Origin of the sequence: Mycobacterium sp., assembly GCF_035274705.1 — a bacterium.
Taxonomy (GTDB): domain Bacteria; phylum Actinomycetota; class Actinomycetes; order Mycobacteriales; family Mycobacteriaceae; genus Mycobacterium.
In genome coordinates this window covers 25,283-43,597 of record NZ_DATENY010000119.1, presented here as the reverse complement: position 1 = coordinate 43,597, position 18,315 = coordinate 25,283, and the positions used below count along the sequence as shown (strand labels likewise).

Genomic DNA, 18,315 nt, shown 5'->3' with positions numbered 1-18,315 from the left:
TCACGCGCCAAACACCTTCCGTACCACTGCTTTTGCGCGGCGAGTCACCCGCAGGTAGTTGTCGAGGAACTCGCCGCCGTCGTCGCTGCCCCAACCCGCCGCTAAAGCAACGGCATTGAGCTGACGTCCGGGGCCGGGCAACTGGTCGGTCGGCTTGCCGCGCACCAGCACCAGCGCATTGCGCGCGCGGGTCGCGGTGAGCCATGCCTGCCGCAGCAGCTCCACATCGCCCTCCGCGATCAGCTCGGCGGCGCCGATCGCGTCGAGCGTCGCAAGTGTCGAAGTGTTGTGCAGCGCAGGCACTTTGTGCGCGTGCCGCAACTGCAGCAGCTGCACCGTCCACTCGATGTCGGCCAGGCCGCCGCGGCCAAGCTTGGTGTGGGTGTTCGGGTCCGCACCCCGCGGCAGCCGTTCGGCGTCGACGCGGGCCTTGATTCGCCTGATCTCCTGCACTGCTTGTGAGGACACGCCGCCCGACGGGTAGCGCGTCTTGTCGACCATCAGCAGGAACCGCTCGCCCAGATCGTGATCGCCCGCGACCCGATGTGCACGCAGCAGCGCCTGAATCTCCCACGGATGGGCCCATTGCGCGTAATACGCCTCATAGGACGCCAACGTGCGCACCAGCGGCCCGTTGCGGCCCTCGGGACGCAACCCCGCGTCGACCTCCAGCGGCGGGTCAGCGCTCGGCGTGCCAAGCAGGGCGCGAACCTGCTCGGCGATGCTCACCGACCAACGCACCGCGACGGATTCGTCGACCCCATCTTGGGGTTCGCAGACGAACATCACGTCGGCGTCGGAGCCGTAACCGAGTTCGCCGCCGCCCAGGCGGCCCATCCCGATCACCGCAATGCGAGCGGGCACATCGGTGTCCGGCGTGTTGTCCCGGATCACCACGTCCAGCGCGGCCTGCAGCACAGCCACCCACACCGACGTCAGCGCGGCGCATACGTCGGTCACCTCGAGCATGCCGAGGAGATCTGCCGACGCCACCCGGGCCAGTTCGCGCCGGCGCAACGTGCGCGCCGCCGCGATCGCGCGCACCGGATCGGAATGCCGACCCGCCGAGGCGACCAAAGCCCCTGCCACCGAATCGGGTTCGACGTCGCACAGCTTCGGCCCCTCAGGGCCGTCGGCGTACAGTTGGATCACTTCGGGCGCCCGCATCAGCAGTTCGGGCACGTATGCCGAGGTGCCCAGTACCTGCATCAGCCGCTTGGCCACAGCACCCTCGTCGCGCAGCGTCGACAGATACCAGCGATGATCGGCAAGCGCCTCGCTGATCCGCCGATACGCCAGCAGGCCCGTGTCCGGATCAGGCGTGTCGGAAAGCCAGTCCAGCAGTGTGGGCAGCAGCACCCGTTGTACGCGTCCACGCCGGCCGCTATGACTGGTGAGCGCGGCAAGATGAGTCAGCGCGCTCTGCGGCCCTTCGTAACCCAGTGCGGCCAGCTGACGTTCGGCTGCCTCGGGCGTCATACCCGCTGAAATACCAACGGCCCCAACAGACTCCAACAACGGTTGATAGAACAGCTTGGCGTGCAGGCGGGAAACTCGCAGGCTCTGGCGTTTGAGCTCCTCGCGCAGCACCCCCAACGCGTCGTGCTGGCCGTCGGGGCGCACGTGCGCGGCGCGGGCCAGCCAGCGCAGCGCCTCCTCGTCGTCGGCCTCGGGCAGCATGTGAGTGCGCTTGAGCCGCTGCAGCTGCAGGCGGTGTTCGAGCAGCCGCAGAAACTCATAAGAGGCGGTCATGTTGGCGGCATCGTCGCGACCGACATAGCCGCCCTCGCCGAGCGCGGCCAGCGCATCGACCGTCGATGCGACATGCAGCGACTCGTCGTTGCGGCCGTGCACCAACTGCAGTAGCTGCACCGCGAATTCGACGTCGCGCAACCCGCCGGTGCCCAGCTTGATCTCGCGGGCCCGTACACCTGCGGGCACCAACTCCTCGACGCGCCGGCGCATCGCCTGCACCTCGGGTACGAAATCCTCACGCTCGCTGGAAGTCCACACCATCGGCATCAGCGCCGCGATGTAGGCGCGGCCCAGTCCGGCGTCCCCTGCGGCGGGGCGCGCCTTCATCAGCGCCTGGAATTCCCACGTCTTGGCCCACCGCTGGTAGTAGGCGATATGGGAGTCGAGCGTGCGGACCAACTGGCCGTGTTTGCCTTCCGGTCGCAGCGCCGCGTCCACCTCGAAGAACGCATCGCCTGCGAACCGCATCATCTCGCCTGCGACGCGCGTGGCGATCGCGTCGGCGGTTTCGGCGACGAAGATGACGTCGACGTCGCTGACGTAGTTCAGTTCCCGGGCACCGCATTTGCCCATCGCGATGACGGCGATCCGCGGCTGGGCGCCGTCGCCACCGCAGACGCTGCGCGTCGCAACGGTCAGTGCGGCGCCCAGTGCGGCGTCGGCCACATCGGACAGGTGCTCGCCGACCGCCGTGAAGGGCAGCACTGGTTCGTTCTCGACCGTCGGCGCCAGATCGAGCGCGGCCAGCACCAGCAGTCGGTCGCGGTGATGCTTGCGCAGCGGCAACAACGCAGCCTTTGTGTCCGTTGCCCTTTCGGCCAGCTCGGCGAATGCGGCTCGCAGTTCCTCGGCAGACGGCAATGTCACGTGTCCGGCCAGCAAGTGCCACGACTGCGGGTGAGCGACAACGTGATCGCCCAGCGCCAGCGACGATCCGAGCACACCGAACAGCCGGCCCCGCAGCCCACGGTCCTTGAGTAAACCCGCGTTGAGTTCCTGCCAATCGTCTGCGGCGTCGGCAAGTCGCACCATCGCATGCAACGCGGTGTCGGCATCGGGTGCCCGTGACAGTGACCACAGCAGCTCGACGTGGGCGTCGGTGTTCCAGCCCAGCCGGTCCAGATCCGCCTGGGCGTGGGGTTTGACCAGCCCGAGCCGGCCAACGCTGGGCAGCTTTGGACGCTGCGTCGCAGGTTTGGCCACGCAGTCACGGTAGCGCAGCGGTTATCGCACGGGCGGGCGCGCACGGCCCGCAGCTCAGAGCGACAGGTAGTTCTTCAATTCGAACGGCGTGACGTGGCTGCGGTAGTTCTCCCATTCGGTGCGCTTGTTGCGCAGGAAGTAGTCGAAGACGTGCTCCCCCAACGCTTCTGCGACCAGCTCGGAGTTCTCCATCTCGGTCAGCGCCACGCCGAGGGACGACGGCAGCTCCTTGTAGCCCATCGCCCGGCGTTCCTCGGGCGTGAGGCTCCATACGTTGTCCTCTGCCTGCGGGCCCAGCACATAGTTCTTTTCGACGCCCCGCAGGCCTGCGGCCAGGAGCACCGCGAAGGTCAGGTACGGGTTGCATGCCGAGTCGGGGCTACGCACCTCGATGCGGCGCGACGAGGCCTTGCGCGGGGTGTACATCGGCACCCGCACCAGCGCCGAGCGGTTGGCGGCACCCCAGGACGCGGCTGTCGGGGCCTCGCCGCCGTGCACGAGCCGCTTATAGGAGTTCACCCATTGATTGGTGACCGCGCTGATCTCGATGGCGTGCTCAAGAATTCCGGCGATGAACGACTTGGCGACGTCAGACAGCTGCAGCGGGTCGTCCGCGCTATGGAAGGCGTTGGTGTCCCCTTCGAAGAGGCTCATGTGGGTGTGCATGGCCGACCCGGGGTGCTCGGCGAACGGCTTGGGCATGAACGACGCGCGCACGCCGTCGCCGAGGGCGACCTCCTTGACCACGTAGCGGAACGTCATCACGTTGTCTGCCATCGACAGCGCGTCGGCGTAGCGCAGATCGATCTCCTGCTGACCCGGCGCACCTTCGTGGTGGCTGAACTCCACCGAGATGCCCATCTGCTCGAGCGCATCGATGGCGTGGCGGCGGAAGTTCGGCGCCGCGTCATGCACGGCCTGGTCGAAGTAGCCGCCGTTGTCGGCCGGCACCGGCGGCGCGCCGTCGTCCTCGCCGGGCTTGAGGAGGAAGAACTCGATCTCGGGGTGTACGTAGCAGGAAAAGCCGAGGTCGCTGGCCTTCGACAACTGCCGGCGCAGCACGTGACGCGAGTCGGCCCAGGACGGCGAGCCGTCGGGCATGGTGATGTCACAGAACATCCGCGCCGAATGGTGATCTCCTGCGCTGGAAGTCCACGGCAGGACCTGGAATGTCGACGGATCCGGCCGGGCGACCATGTCGGCTTCCGATACCCGGGCAAACCCCTCGATGGAGGAGCCGTCGAAGCCGATGCCCTCCTCAAAGGCGCCTTCGAGCTCGGCCGGTGCGATGGCTACGGACTTGAGGTATCCGAGCACGTCGGTGAACCACAACCGGACGAAGCGGATATCGCGTTCTTCCAGCGTGCGCAGCACGAATTCCTTCTGCCGATCCATGATCGCAGCGTAGGTTCCGGCTGTTAATTCTGTGTTACGCGGCTGCTAGGTCTAGCACCGTAGATCATTGGGCGGTACGACCGAGTCGACCAGGAAGTTCATCACAGCGGTGTCGACGCACTGGTCGCCGTTGAACACCACCGTGTGCTGTGTGCCGTCGAACGTGATCAGCGCGGCACCCATTTGATGAGCTAGATCAACGCCCGCTTGATACGGCGTGGCCGGGTCGTGGGTGGTCGACACCACCACCACCTTGCCCGGTCCGGGCGAGGTGGCCGGCCGTGGGAACGACGTCGGTGGCACCGGCCACATCGCGCAGACATCGCGTGGGGCAAACCCTGTGAAGTTGCCATACGAGATGAACGGGGCCACCTCCCGGATTTGCCGGTCGGCGTCGGCCCACACCGCTGAGTCCGTTGGATACGGCGAGTCCACGCATCGGATCGCGGTGAACGCGTCCTGCAGGTTCTGGTAGTGCCCCGACTCGTCGCGGTGCTGGTAGTCGTCGGCCAACAGCAGAAGATCACCCGCATCGGAACCGCGCTGCAGGCCCAGCAGCCCGCTGGTGAGGTATTTCCAGTAGCGCTGCGTGTAGAGCGCGTTGACCGTGCCCGTCATCGCATCCTGGTAACTCAGCCCACGCGGGTCCGACGTGCCGCCCGGCTTGGCCACCAGCGGATCGACCAGCTGGTGAAAGCGCTCGACGAACTTCGCCGGATCGGTGCCCAGCGGGCAGCCCGCAGACTGCGCACAGTCGGCGGCGTAGTCGTTGAAAGCCGTTTGGAAACCCGACATCTGGCTGACGCTCTCGGCGATCGGGTCCAAGTTCGGATCGACCGCGCCATCGAGAACCATGGCGCGTATGTGGTCGCCGTAGCGCTCGGCGTAGGCCGCGCCGAGTTGTGTGCCGTAGGAGAAGCCCAGATAGTTGATCTGGTCCTCGCCGAGCGCCGTACGCACGACGTCCATATCGCGCGCCGACGATGCGGTGCCGACGTTGGCGAGGAAATCGGTGCCCATCTTGTCGGCGCACATCTGAGCGAACTGCCTGGAGAGCTGCTCGATGTGCGCGACGCCCTCAGGGCTGTAGTCGGTCATCGGCTCGCGGCGATACGCATCGAACTCGGCGTCGGTGCGGCAGCGCAACCCCGGGGTGGAATGCCCGACGCCGCGCGGGTCGATGCCGACGAGGTCGAACCGGCGGGTGATGTCGGTGTCGGCCAGGGAAGCCCCCATGCCGGCGACGGTGTCAACGGCCGATGCCCCTGGCCCACCTGGGTTGACGACGAGCGTGCCGATCCGATCACCGGTGGCGGGGATCCGGATGACGGCTAATTCCGCCTGCGCGCCTTCGGGTTTGGCGGGGTTGTTCCAGTCCACGGGAACAGCTACCGTGCCGCACTGCGCCGTGGGGATAGCGGTGGTATCGCCGATGAACCGCCCGCAGCTTCCCCAGACCGGCGGTTGACCATAGAGCTGGGTGGATTCGCCTTCCGGAGTCGCCGACGCGACCGGGCAGGTCATCGCGGACACCGTGAAGAGGGCGAGCGGTACTACCGTCCACCGTCCCGCCCGCCACATGGCAGACATGGTTGCACGCGGATCCCACATGGGTCTGCCCCTGGGATACAACGGTGACCTTGCTGTGATCAGGCGTCGAGTTCGTACGTCAGCCAGGTCGACTTTTGGGCTCCGATGCCGTCGTAAAGTCGTTGGGCGGCAGCGTTGTCGGGCGCCGTCTCCCACGCCAGTTTCTCGGCGCCACGCTCGCGGCAGAACTCGAGGCTCCGCTCGATCAGTGCCCTGCCGGTCCCGCTTCCCCGTGATGCCGGCACCACGAACAGGTCGTTGAGCACGCCGACGCGGGCGGCGTGCAGTGTCTGCCATGTCCAGTAGATCGTCGCGAATCCGACTGGTGTTCCATGGCTATCGCGAGCAATCAGCTGCGCTCCCTCGGCGGGGTTGTCGATCAGCGCATTCGCCAACGCCCGCAACCGCTCCTCGGGCGGATCGACGCGATAGAAATCGCAGTAGGCCCGCAGCATCGGCATCAGCTCGGGCAGATCGGCGGGCCCGACCGTGCCGATGTTCAGCATCGCGTGTTCGGCGGCGGCACGGTCACGTCGACAAGATAGCGCGCCGCGATGTCGTCGACGCAGGCGTTGCCCTGGAAGACGACGGTGTGCTGGGTTCCGTCGAAGGTAAGAAGCGTGCCACCGAGTTGCTTGGCCAGATCGACGCCCGCCTGATACGGCGTGGCAGGGTCGTTTGTCGTCGACACCACCAGGATCGGCGGCAGCCCATTGACTTTGATCTCGTGCGGCGTGCTGGTCGGCGGCACCGGCCAGAACGCACAGGTCTCCAACGGAGCGTGGCCGGTGAACTTGCCGTAGCTCATGAACGGGGCCAGCTCGCGGCTGCGGCGGTCCTCATCGACGGTCTTCGCGCGGTCGGTGACGGCCGGTTGGTCCACGCAGTTGACCGCAACCCGCACATCGGTGGAGTTGTTGTAACGGCCCTGGGCGTCGCGACCCATGTAGAGGTCGGCCAGCGTCAGCATGGTGTCGCCCTTACCGCTCTTGAGCTCGGACAGCGCCTGGGTCAGGTGCCGCCACAGGCTCGGCGAGTAGAGCGGCAGGATCGTCCCCACGATCGCGTCGCTATAGCTCAGCCCGCGAGGGTCCTTGGTCTTCGCCGGCTTGTCCACCAGTGGGTCGACCAAACTGCGGTAGACCTCAACGGCCTTGGCAGGGTCGGTACCCAACGGGCAGTCAGGACTCTTGGCGCAGTCGGCGGCGTAGTCGTTGAACGCCTGCTGGAACGCGGCGGCCTGACGGAGGTCAGCCTCAATGGGATCGGCGTTGGGGTCGACGGCGCCGTCGAGGATCATCGCCCGCACTTTGTCCGGGAACGCCTCCGCATAGGCCGACCCGATTCTGGTGCCGTACGAATAGCCCAGGTATGTCAGCTTCTCGTCGCCGAGCGCCGTTCGCATCGAGTCGAGATCCCTGGCCACGTTGGCCGTTCCCGCGTTCTCCAGAAAGTCCTTGCCCATCTTGTCGACGCAGCGCTGGACGAACTCCTTTGTCTCCTTTTCGATGTGCTCAACGCCGGCGGGCGAGTAGTCGACCTGCGGGTCGGCGCGCAACCGGTCGTTGTCGGCATCGGAGTTGCACCACACCGAGGGCGTGGAGTTCGCGACGCCGCGCGGGTCGAAGCCGACCAGATCGAACCGGTCACGCACCGACTGCGGCAGCGTCGGAACGAGTGAAGCAGCGGCCTCGACGCCTGACTCACCGGGGCCGCCGGGGTTGACGATAAGCGAGCCGATCTTCTGGCCTGTCGCCTTGATCCGGATCATCGCGATCTGCGCGACGTCGCCGTCGGGCTTGGTGTAGTCGACCGGCACCGAAAGCATTCCGCACTCAGCGCCCGGCGGGATGCGAGATTGGTCGCTGGCGGCGGACTTGCAGGGCGCCCACTGGATCGGCGTGCCTGGCCGGGGCGCCGAGATAACGGCGCGCCCGTCGATCAGCTTGCTGCAGCCGGCAAGGGCTAACAGCGAGACCGCAACGAGCGCACCGGATCGCAGGACCCCGGTCTTCAGGTTCATGGGACCACATGCTGCCATGAACCCGGATCGGCCCTGGCGAGGCAGTTATCGCGTGGCGTCGAGCAGTTCATTCAACGCTGGCTCGAAGTCGTCGGCCAGGTCCCACAGATCGGGCAGCAACTCGGGACACGACACGATGCCGACGTCGAGCTTTCCGGTCAGCGACATGACGGTGATGTTCAGGCCGGAGCCGTGGAAGATCGGGCCGAGCGGGTACATCGCCTTGACCTCGCAGCCCAGGTAGTACAGCGGCACCTGCGGGCCCGGCACGTTGGAGACAACCAGGTTGTGCACCGGTTTGGCGCCACTGAGCCGACTCGCCGCGTACACCCGCATTGCGATTCCGAACACGGCGGGCGCGGCGAACTGCGACCAGTCCTGCAGCAGCGTCGCGCCGATCGCCGAACTATGTTGTTTAGCAACGGAATTCGCTTCCGCGATGGCGTTGAGGCGCTCGGCGGGATCCTCGATGTGGGTCTCGAGCCTGGAGAACATGCCGGAAACCTGGTTGCGGCCGGGCCGGTCGGATTTTTCGTGCACCGAAACCGGAATCATCGCGACCAGAGTGTTGTCCGGCAGCTCGCCACGGTCGTACAGGAACTTGCGCAACACCCCGGACACCAGGGCCATCACGACGTCGTTGACCTTGGCGCCGAAGTGGTTCTTGACCGTCTTGATGTCTTCGAGGTCGAGCTGGGCGAACGCGACGTTGCGGTGGCCGGTCACGTTGGCGTTGAACGCCGTCTGCGGAGCGCTGAACGGACTGGCCATCGTCAGGCCACTGCGGGCGCGTTTGACGGTGTCGACCACCGACGACACCGTCAGCGGCAGCACATTGGCCAGCTTGAGTGGCCGGGTCGCGAATTTGACGGCGCCGCCGACGGCGATCTCGAGGCCGCTGGCACCGCCGACACCGTCGACCGGGTCGGGCGGCGGCGCGTCGGGTTCGGTGCTGCACAGCTGCGACATCAGGTTGGCACCGGTGACACCGTCGACGCCGGCATGGTGCACCTTGGTCATCACGGCCAGCCGGCCGCCGGCGTGCGCGTCGGTGCCCGCGATGTTTTCGATCACCCAGGTTTCCCACAGCGGCCGGGTGCGATCCAGTGGCAGCGAGGCGATATGACCGCAGATCTCGGCGAGTTCGTGCCTGCCACCTGGCGACGGTAGGCCGATGCGGTGCAGGTGCCGATCGACGTCGAAATCCTTGTCGTCCACCCAAACTGGATGGTCGAGGTTCAGCCGTGAATCTGCGAGCTTTTCACGGAACTGCGGCATCGCCCTGATTCGCAGGCTCAGCGCGTCGCGCAGCCGGTCGAACGTATAGCCGCCCGGCATGGTCGAGGTATCCAACTCGAGGATCGAACACACATGCAACGGCTGCTTGGCGGTTTCGAGGTACAGAAAGCTGGCGTCAAGTCCGCTGAGCCGTTGCATGGGCCGATCGTAGTGTGAGGAAATCCACTTAACCTGAAGTTCAGGTTCTTGTGACGGGGTGGCAGACTGGCAGGGTCAGAAGAAACCCGGGGACCATCACGGCCTCGAGGATTCGACCCGACCCACCCTATGGGGGACAACGATGTCTGAGCAGACCGTCTACGGTGCTGCCGCCGATGCAAGGACGCGCGGCACTGCCCAATCGTCCGCTCCGCGGACAAGAGTTCGCACCCATCACCTGCAGAAATGGAAGGCCGAAGGCCACAAGTGGGCCATGTTGACGGCCTACGACTACTCCACCGCCCGTATCTTCGACGACGCTGGGATTCCGGTGCTGCTGGTCGGCGATTCGGCCGCCAACGTCGTCTATGGCTACGACACCACGGTGCCGGTCAGCGTTGACGAGCTGATTCCGCTGGTTCGCGGTGTCGTGCGCGGCGCCCCGCACGCGTTGGTGGTGGCCGACATGCCGTTCGGTAGCTATGAGTCATCCCCGGCCCAAGCGCTTGCCACGGCGACCCGGTTCCTCAAGGAGACGGGCGCGCACGCGGTCAAGCTCGAGGGCGGCGAGCGCGTCGTCGATCAGATCGCGACGGTGAGCGCGGCCGGTATTCCGGTCATGGCGCACATCGGCTTCACGCCGCAAAGCGTCAACAGCCTCGGCGGATTCCGGGTTCAGGGCCGCGGCGACGCCGCCGATCAGACGATCCACGACGCGATCGCCGTGCAGGAGGCCGGCGCTTTCTCGGTGGTGATGGAGATGGTGCCCGCCGAACTGGCCACCCAGATCACCGGCAAGCTGACCATCCCCACCATCGGCATTGGCGCCGGGCCCAACTGCGACGCGCAGGTGCTGGTGTGGCAGGACATGGCGGGGCTCACCAGCGGCAAGACCGCCAAGTTCGTCAAGCGCTTCGGCGATGTCGGTGCCGAATTACACCGTGCCGCAACGCAGTACGCCGACGAGGTGGCCTCAGGGGCATTCCCCGCCGAAGACCACAGCTTCTAGGAGAACTCGGCCTTACGCTTCGCGAGGAACGCGTCGACGCCTTCGCGCCCGTCGGCGGACTCGGCGAGTTCGGCGATCAGGCGACCTTCGAGTTCCGTCTGCTCTTCGAGCCCGCGGGAGAACGTGGACAGCAGGAGGGCCTTGACCGCACCGTTGGATCCCCTTGCGCTGGCGGCCATTTGCTCGGCGAGCTTATCGGTGCGAGCGGCGAGCTCGTCGTCGGGAACCACTTCGGTGACCAGTCCCCACTGCGACGCGTCCTGTGACGACAGCGTGCGGTTGGTCAGCATCAGCTCCTTGGTCTTGGTGATGCCGATGAGCCTCGGAAGAAAGTACGACGCACTCCCGTCGGGGCTGAGCCCGGCGCGGGTGTAGGCCATCGTGAACGAGGCGGACTCGGCCGCCAGCACCAGGTCACCGGTCACTGCGAGAGAGAAGCCCGCGCCCGCGGCGACGCCGTTCACGGCGGTGATCAGCACGGCGTCCATGCGAGCGAACGTCGAGATCGCTCGGTGCAAGTCGTCGGCGATGCCCTTGATGAACAGGCTGCGGCTCGGCGCGGAGGCGAACGACTTCAGATCGCCTCCGGCGGAGAAGAATCGCCCGGACCCGGTGATCACGACGACCTTGGTCGAATCGGTGTCGCAGCGCCGGGCGGCGTCGGCCAGCTCGCGAGTCATCGTGTCGTTCATGCCGTTTGCGGCATCTGGCCGGTCGAGCGTGATCCGAGTGATGGGGCCGGATTGCTCGAACTTGATGGTCTGGTATTCGGTCACACGTGGACTGTATCCGTGAGTCGACCGCATGCTGACACCACGCCGCGCCCGCTCGCCCTCGTGAGGGCTGTTCATCTTTGTGTGGCACGCTGTGCACCGTTCATTAACCATCACGGGCGTCAGCGAAGGGACACTGCTTGCACCATGGCGATACCCAGTAACCAGGCGAATTCCAGGTACCTGGAGGTCGAGCGCAAGTTTGAGGTCGTCGAGTCGACGGTGTCGCCCTCGTTCGATGGCCTGTCGTTGGTATCGCGGGTCGAGCGGTGGCCCTCGCAACGTCTCGATGCCGTCTACTTCGACACCGCGGGGCGTGATCTCGCCACCCGCCGTGTCACGTTGCGTCGCCGCACCGGCGGCGCCGACGAGGGATGGCACGTCAAGCTGCCGGCCGGGCCCGATGCGCGGACCGAGGTGCGGGCGCCGCTTGGGTCCGGTGATGCGCACAGCGTGCCGGAGGCGTTGCTCGACGTCGTGTTGGCCATCGTGCGGGACCACCCACTGAGCCCGGTCGCGCGCATCACGACGAACCGCACAGTTGACACGCTGTACGGGCCAGACGGCGTCGCGATCGCCGAGTTCTGCGACGACCTGGTCACGGCCAAGGGTGAGCCCGACGGTGAGGAGCAGCGCTGGCGCGAATGGGAGCTGGAGCTGGTCGACGGCGCGGACCCATCTCTACTCGATCGGCTGTCGAACCGCCTGCTCGATGCGGGTGCGGTGCGGGCCGGCCACGGCTCAAAGCTCGCACGCGTCCTGGAATCGGCAGGCGGTCCTGAACCGGAACCCGTCGCGCCGCCGGCCGATCCGGTGCACCGCGCGGTGGCCGGACAGGTAGAGGAACTGCTGAAGTGGGATCGCGCGGTACGCGCCGACGTCTACGACTCCGTGCACCAGATGCGTGTGACGACGCGAAAGATCCGCAGTCTGCTACAGGCGTCGGAAGACACGTTCGGGATCTCCGATGACGCCTGGATTCTCGACGAGTTGCGCCAATTGGCAGCCGTTTTGGGTGTTGCGCGAGATGCCGAGGTGCTCGCCGAGCGCTACGAACGGGCATTGGACGAACTGCCCGATGAGCTGGTGCGAGGACCGGTGCGGGAAAGACTGGTCGACGGTGCCAAGCGGCACTATCAGTCGGGGCTGCGACGGTCGCTGATCGCGATGCGGTCGGAGCGCTACTTCAGGTTGCTCGACGCGCTCGAAGCGGTCGTGGCCTCCGAACCGGCGCCAACCCAGCCGGGTCAGCAACCGGCACAGCTGACGATCGACTCGGCGTACAAGCGGGTGCGCAAGGCAGCCAAAGCCGCCGCGGAGGCCGTCGACGCCGACCGGGATGAGGCACTGCACCGAATCCGCAAGGGCGCCAAGCGACTTCGCTACACGGCTTCGGCCACGGGCGCGGACAAGGTGTCCGGTCGGGCCAAGACCATCCAGACGCTGCTCGGTGACCATCAAGACAGCGTGGTCAGCCGCACGCATCTGACTCACCAAGCCGAAGCAGCACACGCGGCAGGCGAAGACACCTTTACCTACGGGCTGCTCTATCAGCTCGAGGACGACCTGGCGCGGCGCTCCCGCGAGCAGCTCGACGACGCGTTGAAGAAGCTGGACAGGTCGGTCCGCCGGGCGCGCTAGCCCGACGGGGCGGATGAGTTGGCCTGTAAGCCGGATCCTGTTCCTCGCCGCCGCGAATTACCACGGCGGCAAGGCGGCGACCATCCATCTGGACACACCGTTGCCGGGTGCCTCAAGCGGCCTACCCGCAGGCTCGGGCGAGCAGCCCTCAGGCGCCTGCGCTGCCGCATCCCCTCATGCAGCATTCTTGGCCTTGCTTCGGGTGGGGTTTGCCTAGCCATTCCGGTCACCCGGAATGCTGGTGCGCTCTTACCGCACCGTTTCACCCTTACCACCGCAAGGGTGGCGGTCTGTTTTCTGTGGCACTTTCCCGCGAGTCACCTCGGATTGCTGTTAGCAATCACCCTGCTCTGTGAAGTCCGGACTTTCCTCGAACCACCGCCTGCCCTTTCCCCCATAGACAGACAAATGATCCGCGGCCGCCCAGCCAACTCATCCGCAATATAAACGTACTGCGTCGGATACCGATTCCGCGAGCAGGCCATACTTGACGGCATGGCGCACGTGCCACCGGCCCGCTACCTGCTGCGGGCCAAGGATCTGGTCGATGCCCGGTACGCCGATCCCATCACCATCGACGATCTGGCCGCGGCGGCCGGGTTGTCGCGCGCGCATTTCAGCCGGATGTTCACCCGGACGTTCGGCGAATCGCCGCGCTCGTATCTGCAGACGCGGCGGCTGGAGCGTGCCGCGGCGCTGCTGCGCCACACCGATCGCTCGGTGGCCGACATCTGCGTGATGGTCGGCCTGCAGAGCGTCGGGTCGTTCACCACGAGCTTTGCGCGCGTGTACGGAATGCCACCCGCCGCCTATCGGGCCAGCATGCCGCCCGCGGCGATACACGCCCGGGTGCCGAGTTGCATTCTCAAGCGCGATACCCGCCCGCCTGCCGACAGCCGCGTCCGCAAGACAGCACACCGGGAGAAGACGGGCCGCGGCGACCGACCGTAGCGTCGTGCACATGATCAAAATTGCAAGCGCCCACTTGTGGGTACACGACCAAGAAGTGGCACTGAAGTACTGGACCGAAAAGGTGGGTATGGAAGTGCGCCAAGACGTTTCGCTGCCCGATTTGGATGACACCTTCCGCTGGCTGACAGTCGGCCCACGCGGCCAGGACGACGTGTCGATCGTGCTGATGGCGGTGCCCGGCGAGCCGGTGATGGACGAAGCCACCCGCAAGCAGGTGCTGGACCTGACCGCCAAAGGTTTCGCCGGCACCGTCTTCCTCACAACCGAGAACTGCCAGGCCTCCTATGAGGAAATGAAGTCCCGCGGTGTCGAGTTCACCGAGGAACCCCACCAGATGCCGTACGGGATCGACTGCGGATTTCGCGATCCGTCCGGAAACAGTGTGCGACTGACCCAACTGGCCGACATCGGGGCCAATACTGGATAGGTGCGAACCCTCCCCGCAGCGGTCGGCTCAGCGGCCTTCTTTGTCGTCGCACCGGGAACCTTTGCCGGGCTGGGACCCTGGCTGATCACCCACTGGGAAATACCGGCGTCGAGCCCACCGGTGCGGGTGATCCTGGGTGTGCTGTTGATCGTCATCGGCCTGATTCCGCCCATGCATGCGTTCATCCAATTCGCCAAAGCGGGCGGAACGCCAATGCCGATCGCGCCAACAGAGCGCCTGGTCGTCACTGGATTCAATCGATTTATCCGCAACCCCATGTACGCCGGACTGCTCACCGCGATCCTCGGCCAGGCATTGCTGTTCGACAGTCAGTGGCTGCTGGTGTACGCGGCGATCGGCTGGATCGTCACTGCGTCATTCGTCCATTGGTATGAAGAGCCGACCCTGGTACGTCAGTACGGCGAGCGGTACGAGGAGTACCGCCGCAATGTGCCTGCGTGGATTCCACGCCTGCGGCCCTGGACACCTGTGCTTCAGAATGGCGGTGGTTCGTAGTTGGCGGCGAGCCAGGCTTGGCGTTGCCGTTCTTCTGCGGCGATGAGTTCGGTGCGTTGGCGTCGTTCAGCGTTGATGCGGTCGTGGCGGTCTTGGTCGCGGGTTTGTTTGCGCCGCGGCATCATTGCCGAGCGGTCGGTGTCGGGCGGCATCGCGCACGGCGGGATGTCGAGTTCACCGGTGTGCCGGCCTAGTGCGGGAAACATGCTGGCGCCGTGGGGTGTGGTGGTGTAGGTGTGCCCGGTCGGTGCGGTGAGGATGATGGTGCCGTCGGGCAGCTGCTGATCGGTCCAGCCAGCGCAGAACGTCTTGATCAGATGATGGGTGCGGCAGTACGGCTTGTTGTTGGACGGATGCGTCGGCCCGTAGGGCCACGGCACCGTGTGGTCTACATCGCAGCGATCCACGGGCCGATCACAGCCCGGCCAGCGGCACGTCAAATCCCGCCAGCGCACGAATTCCTTGGTCAACGCCGAGGGCCGATACCCCGGATCCGGGGCCACCGCGGTCGGCAGCGTCACGGGCTTGAGCGTGGCGGTTTTGGCCAGTTCACGCACCGACTCGGCTGGCAGGATCCCAAACCCCGGCAGATACCCCGGTGTGTCACCGCTGCCGTCGAGGGTGGTTTGTTCGGCCAGCACGTGAATCACCGCCGTCGCCGCGGCGTTGCGCTCCACGGCGCCCAGGCACTGGTCGGATCCGCAGTGGCACGCCAACCGGTCCTCGCCGCGCGCCAACGGGCCCGCCGCGTCGGCCTTGCGTTGCTGTTGGGTGCGCGGATCGTTCGCACACACCGTGGCGGCCAAGGCCTCCAGCCGCTTGTCCAGCGCCGCCCCGTCCGCGGCGTGGACGTTGCCGAAAATGCCGGCCATCCCCACATCGGTCGGCACGATCTCGATATAGCGACTGTCCTCGACCTGGGGCGGGACCCGCACCGCGGCCGGGTCGAACTTGGCCACCCACAGATCCACCCGGTCGCGCAGCTTGGGCCCGGAGAGCTTCATCCACTTCTCGGCATGGCGCGCGACCGCCTCATCGAGGTCCGAGATGATCGCGTCGTCCACGTTGTCGGTGCGCGCAATGATCGTCGAGACCATCCGAAAATCGATCACTCCCCGGGCGAACACCCTGGCCAGCCGGGGCAGCCGCTCGCGCAACGTGCGCCCGTAGTGGATCTGGCCCACCGCGCCGGCATGGCTGATGTTCTGCGCCGCCGACACCTCCGCGGCGACCTCATCGGTCGGATCGCTACGCCACCAAAACGTTTCCGACAGCTCCACAGCACGCCGCGCATACAACTCACCCACCGCCAACAACCGCTGCGCAACCGCCGCCGACTCATCCCGCGTCGCCTCACCCATCACCTCGACGAGCTCGGCATCCTCCACGGCCTCGAACATACATTCGATCCTAGAGGGCGGGGCCGACAAATCTCACACATGGGCTGTGGGCATCGTCTACTGGGTATGGACACCAGACATGCGGTAATCGACAGCCCGCTCGGCGAGCTCACTCTGGTAGCCGACGGCGATGCGTTGACCGGACTGTACTTCCGGCATCACTGGTATCGGCCCGGCACCGGCACATTAGGACCACAATTCGACGCCGACGCCGACCCCCTGCTCGCGACGGCGCGAACACAGGTGGCCGACTACCTGGCCGGCGACCGAAACGACTTCGACCTTCCGATCGCGCTGATCGGCGATGACGCGCAGCGCCGCGTATGGCACCTGCTGACGGCCATCCCCTACGGCGAGACGGTGACCTACGGCGAACTGACCACGACGCTCGCCGACGGCACTACCGCCCAAGAGGTCGGACAGGCCGTCGGCCGCAATCCGCTGTGCATCGTCGTCCCATGCCATCGCGTGGTCGGCCGCAACGGCCAGCTCACCGGCTACGCCGGCGGACTGAAACGCAAGCAGTTTCTGCTCGAACTCGAAGAGCCCGTCGAAGCGAAGGCGGCCAGGTTGTTCTGATGGCCCAGTCCACATGGCAGAAGCGCGTTGACTCGGGTGACTGGGACGCAATCACCGCTGAGGTCAACGACTTCGGCGGTGCATTGCTGCCTCGGCTGCTCACCAAGTCCGAGGCGGAGAAGATCCGCAAGCTCTATCCCGACGACCATCTCTTCCGCGCCACCATAGACATGCGCCGTTACCGATTCGGCGAGGGCGAATACCGCTATTTCGAGCAGCCCTACCCTGAGCCCATCGAACAGCTCAAGCAGGCGCTGTATCCACGGCTGTTGCCCATCGCGCGAGACTGGTGGACCAAGCTGGGCCGCACAGCGCCGTGGCCAGACTCCCTCGACGACTGGCTGGAGATGTGCCATGCCGCCGGACAGAAGAAGTCGACGGCAATCCTGCTCAAGTACGGCCAAGACGACTGGAATGCGCTGCATCGAGACCTATACGGCGACTTGGTGTTTCCGCTGCAAGTCGTCATCAACCTGAGCGAGGCCGGGGTCGACCACACCGGAGGCGAATTCCTACTCGTCGAACAGCGCCCGCGGGCCCAATCCCGCGGCACCGCCACACTGCTGCCTCACGGACATGGCTTCGTGTTCACCACCCGCGAGCGGCCGGTGCAGTCCACACGCGGCTGGTCCGCGTCGCCGGTACGCCATGGCGTCTCGACCATTCGCTCCGGGGAGCGGTACACGCTCGGGCTGGTATTCCACGACGCCGCGTGAACGATGAAGCAGTACAAGCTGATCGGTCCCGACGGAACACCGCACAAGTCCACCAAGCCGGGAGAGTTCGGAGGCCACAAATCAACCCGGATCTACGGTCGGCTGGAGTGCCCGTCGGCGCTGCGCGCGATCGCCAATGGTGGCTATGTCGCCCAGCGGGTGTTCTTCGCCGACGAATTCACCGCCATCGCCGCCGGATACCGGCCCTGCGCGCGCTGTCTGCCCGAGCGGTACCGCGACTGGAAGCGAAGCGCTACCGCCGGCGCAGAACGATCACGTTGTCGATGAGCGGGCCGCTCTGCCCGTCCGGCCCGCTGGCTTCCCGCTCGGCGACTTCCACCCGAAGCCTTTCCCATTCGGCCGCATCGATATTCAGCGATTCGACCACTTCCTCGACAGTTGGGAACTCATGGTGATGTGCCAGCTTCGACGCCCAAGGCGGAGGACCGGCGTGGTCGACGATCAACAACAGCCCGTTCGAAGCGACGGCCTCGACGGCCTCCTCGAAGATTCGCGGCCTGTCCAGGTGCGCCATGGAGTGCAGGTACTGCGCCGATACCAGATCGAAGGTGCCGACCGGAAAGCTGTCGGATAAGTCGTGCTGCTGGAAATCGATTCGATCATCTAGCCCACGCGCACGGGCTTCCTCGGCAGCGCGCAGCAGAGCGGTTTCGGAGATATCGACAGCGACGACGTGCCACCCACGCTCGGCGAGCCAACACGCATCCGCACCCTCTCCGCACCCCAGATCCAGTGCGCTGCCCGGCTTCAGCGTCGACGCCACCTCGGCGAGACGGAAATTGACCCGACCACTCCAGATCCGGTCCTGCTCGCCGTAGCGCTCCTCCCAGGTCGACTTGGCATCAGGCGTTGACATCT

General features: G+C 66.0%; 17 protein-coding genes and 1 other RNA gene. 8 read left to right on the top strand and 10 right to left on the bottom strand.

Annotated features, from left to right (window positions below):
• The 6 genes from VJV41_RS25145 to VJV41_RS25120 are packed head-to-tail and all read right to left on the bottom strand — an operon-like array spanning window position 1 to window position 9,403.
• Complete coding sequence (locus VJV41_RS25145) at window positions 1–2,958, bottom strand: bifunctional [glutamine synthetase] adenylyltransferase/[glutamine synthetase]-adenylyl-L-tyrosine phosphorylase (RefSeq protein WP_325338355.1); 2,958 nt, start codon at window positions 2,956–2,958, stop codon at window positions 1–3.
• A gap of 54 nt (window positions 2,959–3,012) precedes the next feature.
• Window positions 3,013–4,353, bottom strand: coding sequence for a type I glutamate--ammonia ligase (gene glnA, locus VJV41_RS25140; protein WP_325338353.1), 1,341 nt, complete (start codon window positions 4,351–4,353; stop codon window positions 3,013–3,015).
• A gap of 51 nt (window positions 4,354–4,404) precedes the next feature.
• On the bottom strand, window positions 4,405–5,943 hold the full coding sequence (locus VJV41_RS25135; RefSeq protein WP_325338352.1) for an alpha/beta hydrolase: 1,539 nt from the start codon (window positions 5,941–5,943) through the stop codon (window positions 4,405–4,407).
• Window positions 5,944–6,002: 59 nt separating this feature from the next.
• Window positions 6,003–6,449, bottom strand: coding sequence for a GNAT family N-acetyltransferase (locus VJV41_RS25130; RefSeq protein WP_325338351.1), 447 nt, complete (start codon window positions 6,447–6,449; stop codon window positions 6,003–6,005).
• Window positions 6,443–7,966, bottom strand: coding sequence for an alpha/beta hydrolase (locus VJV41_RS25125; RefSeq protein WP_325338350.1), 1,524 nt, complete (start codon window positions 7,964–7,966; stop codon window positions 6,443–6,445). The genes VJV41_RS25130 and VJV41_RS25125 overlap by 7 nt, the downstream gene beginning before the upstream one ends.
• Window positions 7,967–8,011: 45 nt before the next feature.
• Window positions 8,012–9,403 (bottom strand): wax ester/triacylglycerol synthase family O-acyltransferase, encoded by a 1,392-nt coding sequence (locus VJV41_RS25120; RefSeq protein ID WP_325338348.1) that lies wholly within the window; start codon window positions 9,401–9,403, stop codon window positions 8,012–8,014.
• Window positions 9,404–9,545: 142 nt separating this feature from the next.
• Here VJV41_RS25120 and panB point away from each other — a divergent pair, with 142 nt between their 5' ends.
• On the top strand, window positions 9,546–10,412 hold the full coding sequence (panB, locus tag VJV41_RS25115; protein WP_325338347.1) for a 3-methyl-2-oxobutanoate hydroxymethyltransferase: 867 nt from the start codon (window positions 9,546–9,548) through the stop codon (window positions 10,410–10,412).
• Here the strand turns inward: panB and VJV41_RS25110 are convergent.
• A complete protein-coding gene (locus VJV41_RS25110; RefSeq protein ID WP_325338345.1) occupies window positions 10,409–11,188 on the bottom strand; it encodes an enoyl-CoA hydratase/isomerase family protein in 780 nt (259 codons plus the stop codon). The two genes, panB and VJV41_RS25110, sit on opposite strands and share 4 nt — an antisense overlap.
• A gap of 144 nt (window positions 11,189–11,332) precedes the next feature.
• Between VJV41_RS25110 and VJV41_RS25105 the strand changes: the two genes are divergently transcribed.
• Window positions 11,333–12,826: a CYTH and CHAD domain-containing protein gene (locus VJV41_RS25105; RefSeq protein WP_325338343.1), complete on the top strand. Its 1,494-nt coding sequence runs from the start codon at window positions 11,333–11,335 to the stop codon at window positions 12,824–12,826.
• Window positions 12,827–12,836: 10 nt separating this feature from the next.
• Here the strand turns inward: VJV41_RS25105 and rnpB are convergent.
• Window positions 12,837–13,261: RNase P RNA component class A (gene rnpB / locus VJV41_RS25100), an RNA gene on the bottom strand.
• A 60-nt stretch (window positions 13,262–13,321) separates the two neighbouring features.
• Here rnpB and VJV41_RS25095 point away from each other — a divergent pair.
• Genes VJV41_RS25095 through VJV41_RS25085 form a run of 3 tightly spaced genes read left to right on the top strand, consistent with a single transcriptional unit; the run spans window position 13,322 to window position 14,741 of the window.
• The gene (locus VJV41_RS25095) at window positions 13,322–13,777 is read left to right on the top strand and encodes a helix-turn-helix transcriptional regulator (RefSeq protein WP_325338341.1); all 456 of its coding nucleotides are present in this window, start codon (window positions 13,322–13,324) and stop codon (window positions 13,775–13,777) included.
• Between the two features lie 10 nt (window positions 13,778–13,787).
• Complete coding sequence (locus VJV41_RS25090; RefSeq protein WP_325338339.1) at window positions 13,788–14,225, top strand: VOC family protein; 438 nt, start codon at window positions 13,788–13,790, stop codon at window positions 14,223–14,225.
• Window positions 14,226–14,741, top strand: coding sequence for an isoprenylcysteine carboxylmethyltransferase family protein (locus VJV41_RS25085; RefSeq protein ID WP_325338338.1), 516 nt, complete (start codon window positions 14,226–14,228; stop codon window positions 14,739–14,741).
• On the opposite strand, the gene VJV41_RS25080 is transcribed toward VJV41_RS25085, so the two are convergent.
• Window positions 14,720–16,141, bottom strand: a complete 1,422-nt coding sequence (locus VJV41_RS25080; protein ID WP_325338336.1) for an HNH endonuclease signature motif containing protein — start codon at window positions 16,139–16,141, stop codon at window positions 14,720–14,722. The genes VJV41_RS25085 and VJV41_RS25080 overlap by 22 nt on opposite strands.
• A gap of 66 nt (window positions 16,142–16,207) precedes the next feature.
• On the opposite strand from VJV41_RS25080, the gene VJV41_RS25075 reads away from it, so the two are divergent.
• Genes VJV41_RS25075 through VJV41_RS25065 form a run of 3 tightly spaced genes read left to right on the top strand, consistent with a single transcriptional unit; the run spans window position 16,208 to window position 17,724 of the window.
• Window positions 16,208–16,720, top strand: a complete 513-nt coding sequence (locus tag VJV41_RS25075; protein ID WP_325338334.1) for a methylated-DNA--[protein]-cysteine S-methyltransferase — start codon at window positions 16,208–16,210, stop codon at window positions 16,718–16,720.
• Window positions 16,720–17,436: a 2OG-Fe(II) oxygenase gene (locus VJV41_RS25070; protein WP_325338332.1), complete on the top strand. Its 717-nt coding sequence runs from the start codon at window positions 16,720–16,722 to the stop codon at window positions 17,434–17,436. The genes VJV41_RS25075 and VJV41_RS25070 overlap by 1 nt, the downstream gene beginning before the upstream one ends.
• A 3-nt stretch (window positions 17,437–17,439) precedes the next feature.
• Window positions 17,440–17,724, top strand: a complete 285-nt coding sequence (locus VJV41_RS25065; RefSeq protein WP_325338330.1) for an Ada metal-binding domain-containing protein — start codon at window positions 17,440–17,442, stop codon at window positions 17,722–17,724.
• Here the strand turns inward: VJV41_RS25065 and VJV41_RS25060 are convergent.
• On the bottom strand, window positions 17,690–18,313 hold the full coding sequence (locus VJV41_RS25060; RefSeq protein WP_325338328.1) for a class I SAM-dependent methyltransferase: 624 nt from the start codon (window positions 18,311–18,313) through the stop codon (window positions 17,690–17,692). The genes VJV41_RS25065 and VJV41_RS25060 overlap by 35 nt on opposite strands.
• Window positions 18,314–18,315 lie beyond the last annotated feature (2 nt).

Excerpts from the sequence above, each read along its gene's own strand:
- VJV41_RS25125 (WP_325338350.1), bottom strand. The coding sequence starts at position 7,966 with ATGAACCTGAAGACCGGGGTCCTGCGATCCGGTGCGCTCGTTGCGGTC.
- VJV41_RS25060 (WP_325338328.1), bottom strand. The coding sequence starts at position 18,313 with ATGTCAACGCCTGATGCCAAGTCGACCTGGGAGGAGCGCTACGGCGAG.
- VJV41_RS25130 (WP_325338351.1), bottom strand. The coding sequence starts at position 6,449 with ATGCTGAACATCGGCACGGTCGGGCCCGCCGATCTGCCCGAGCTGATG.
- VJV41_RS25105 (WP_325338343.1), top strand. The coding sequence starts at position 11,333 with ATGGCGATACCCAGTAACCAGGCGAATTCCAGGTACCTGGAGGTCGAG.
- VJV41_RS25135 (WP_325338352.1), bottom strand. The coding sequence starts at position 5,943 with ATGTCTGCCATGTGGCGGGCGGGACGGTGGACGGTAGTACCGCTCGCC.
- panB (WP_325338347.1), top strand. The coding sequence starts at position 9,546 with ATGTCTGAGCAGACCGTCTACGGTGCTGCCGCCGATGCAAGGACGCGC.
- glnA (WP_325338353.1), bottom strand. The coding sequence starts at position 4,353 with ATGGATCGGCAGAAGGAATTCGTGCTGCGCACGCTGGAAGAACGCGAT.
- VJV41_RS25075 (WP_325338334.1), top strand. The coding sequence starts at position 16,208 with ATGGACACCAGACATGCGGTAATCGACAGCCCGCTCGGCGAGCTCACT.
- VJV41_RS25065 (WP_325338330.1), top strand. The coding sequence starts at position 17,440 with ATGAAGCAGTACAAGCTGATCGGTCCCGACGGAACACCGCACAAGTCC.
- VJV41_RS25090 (WP_325338339.1), top strand. The coding sequence starts at position 13,788 with ATGATCAAAATTGCAAGCGCCCACTTGTGGGTACACGACCAAGAAGTG.
- VJV41_RS25080 (WP_325338336.1), bottom strand. The coding sequence starts at position 16,141 with ATGTTCGAGGCCGTGGAGGATGCCGAGCTCGTCGAGGTGATGGGTGAG.
- VJV41_RS25070 (WP_325338332.1), top strand. The coding sequence starts at position 16,720 with ATGGCCCAGTCCACATGGCAGAAGCGCGTTGACTCGGGTGACTGGGAC.
- VJV41_RS25120 (WP_325338348.1), bottom strand. The coding sequence starts at position 9,403 with ATGCAACGGCTCAGCGGACTTGACGCCAGCTTTCTGTACCTCGAAACC.
- VJV41_RS25095 (WP_325338341.1), top strand. The coding sequence starts at position 13,322 with ATGGCGCACGTGCCACCGGCCCGCTACCTGCTGCGGGCCAAGGATCTG.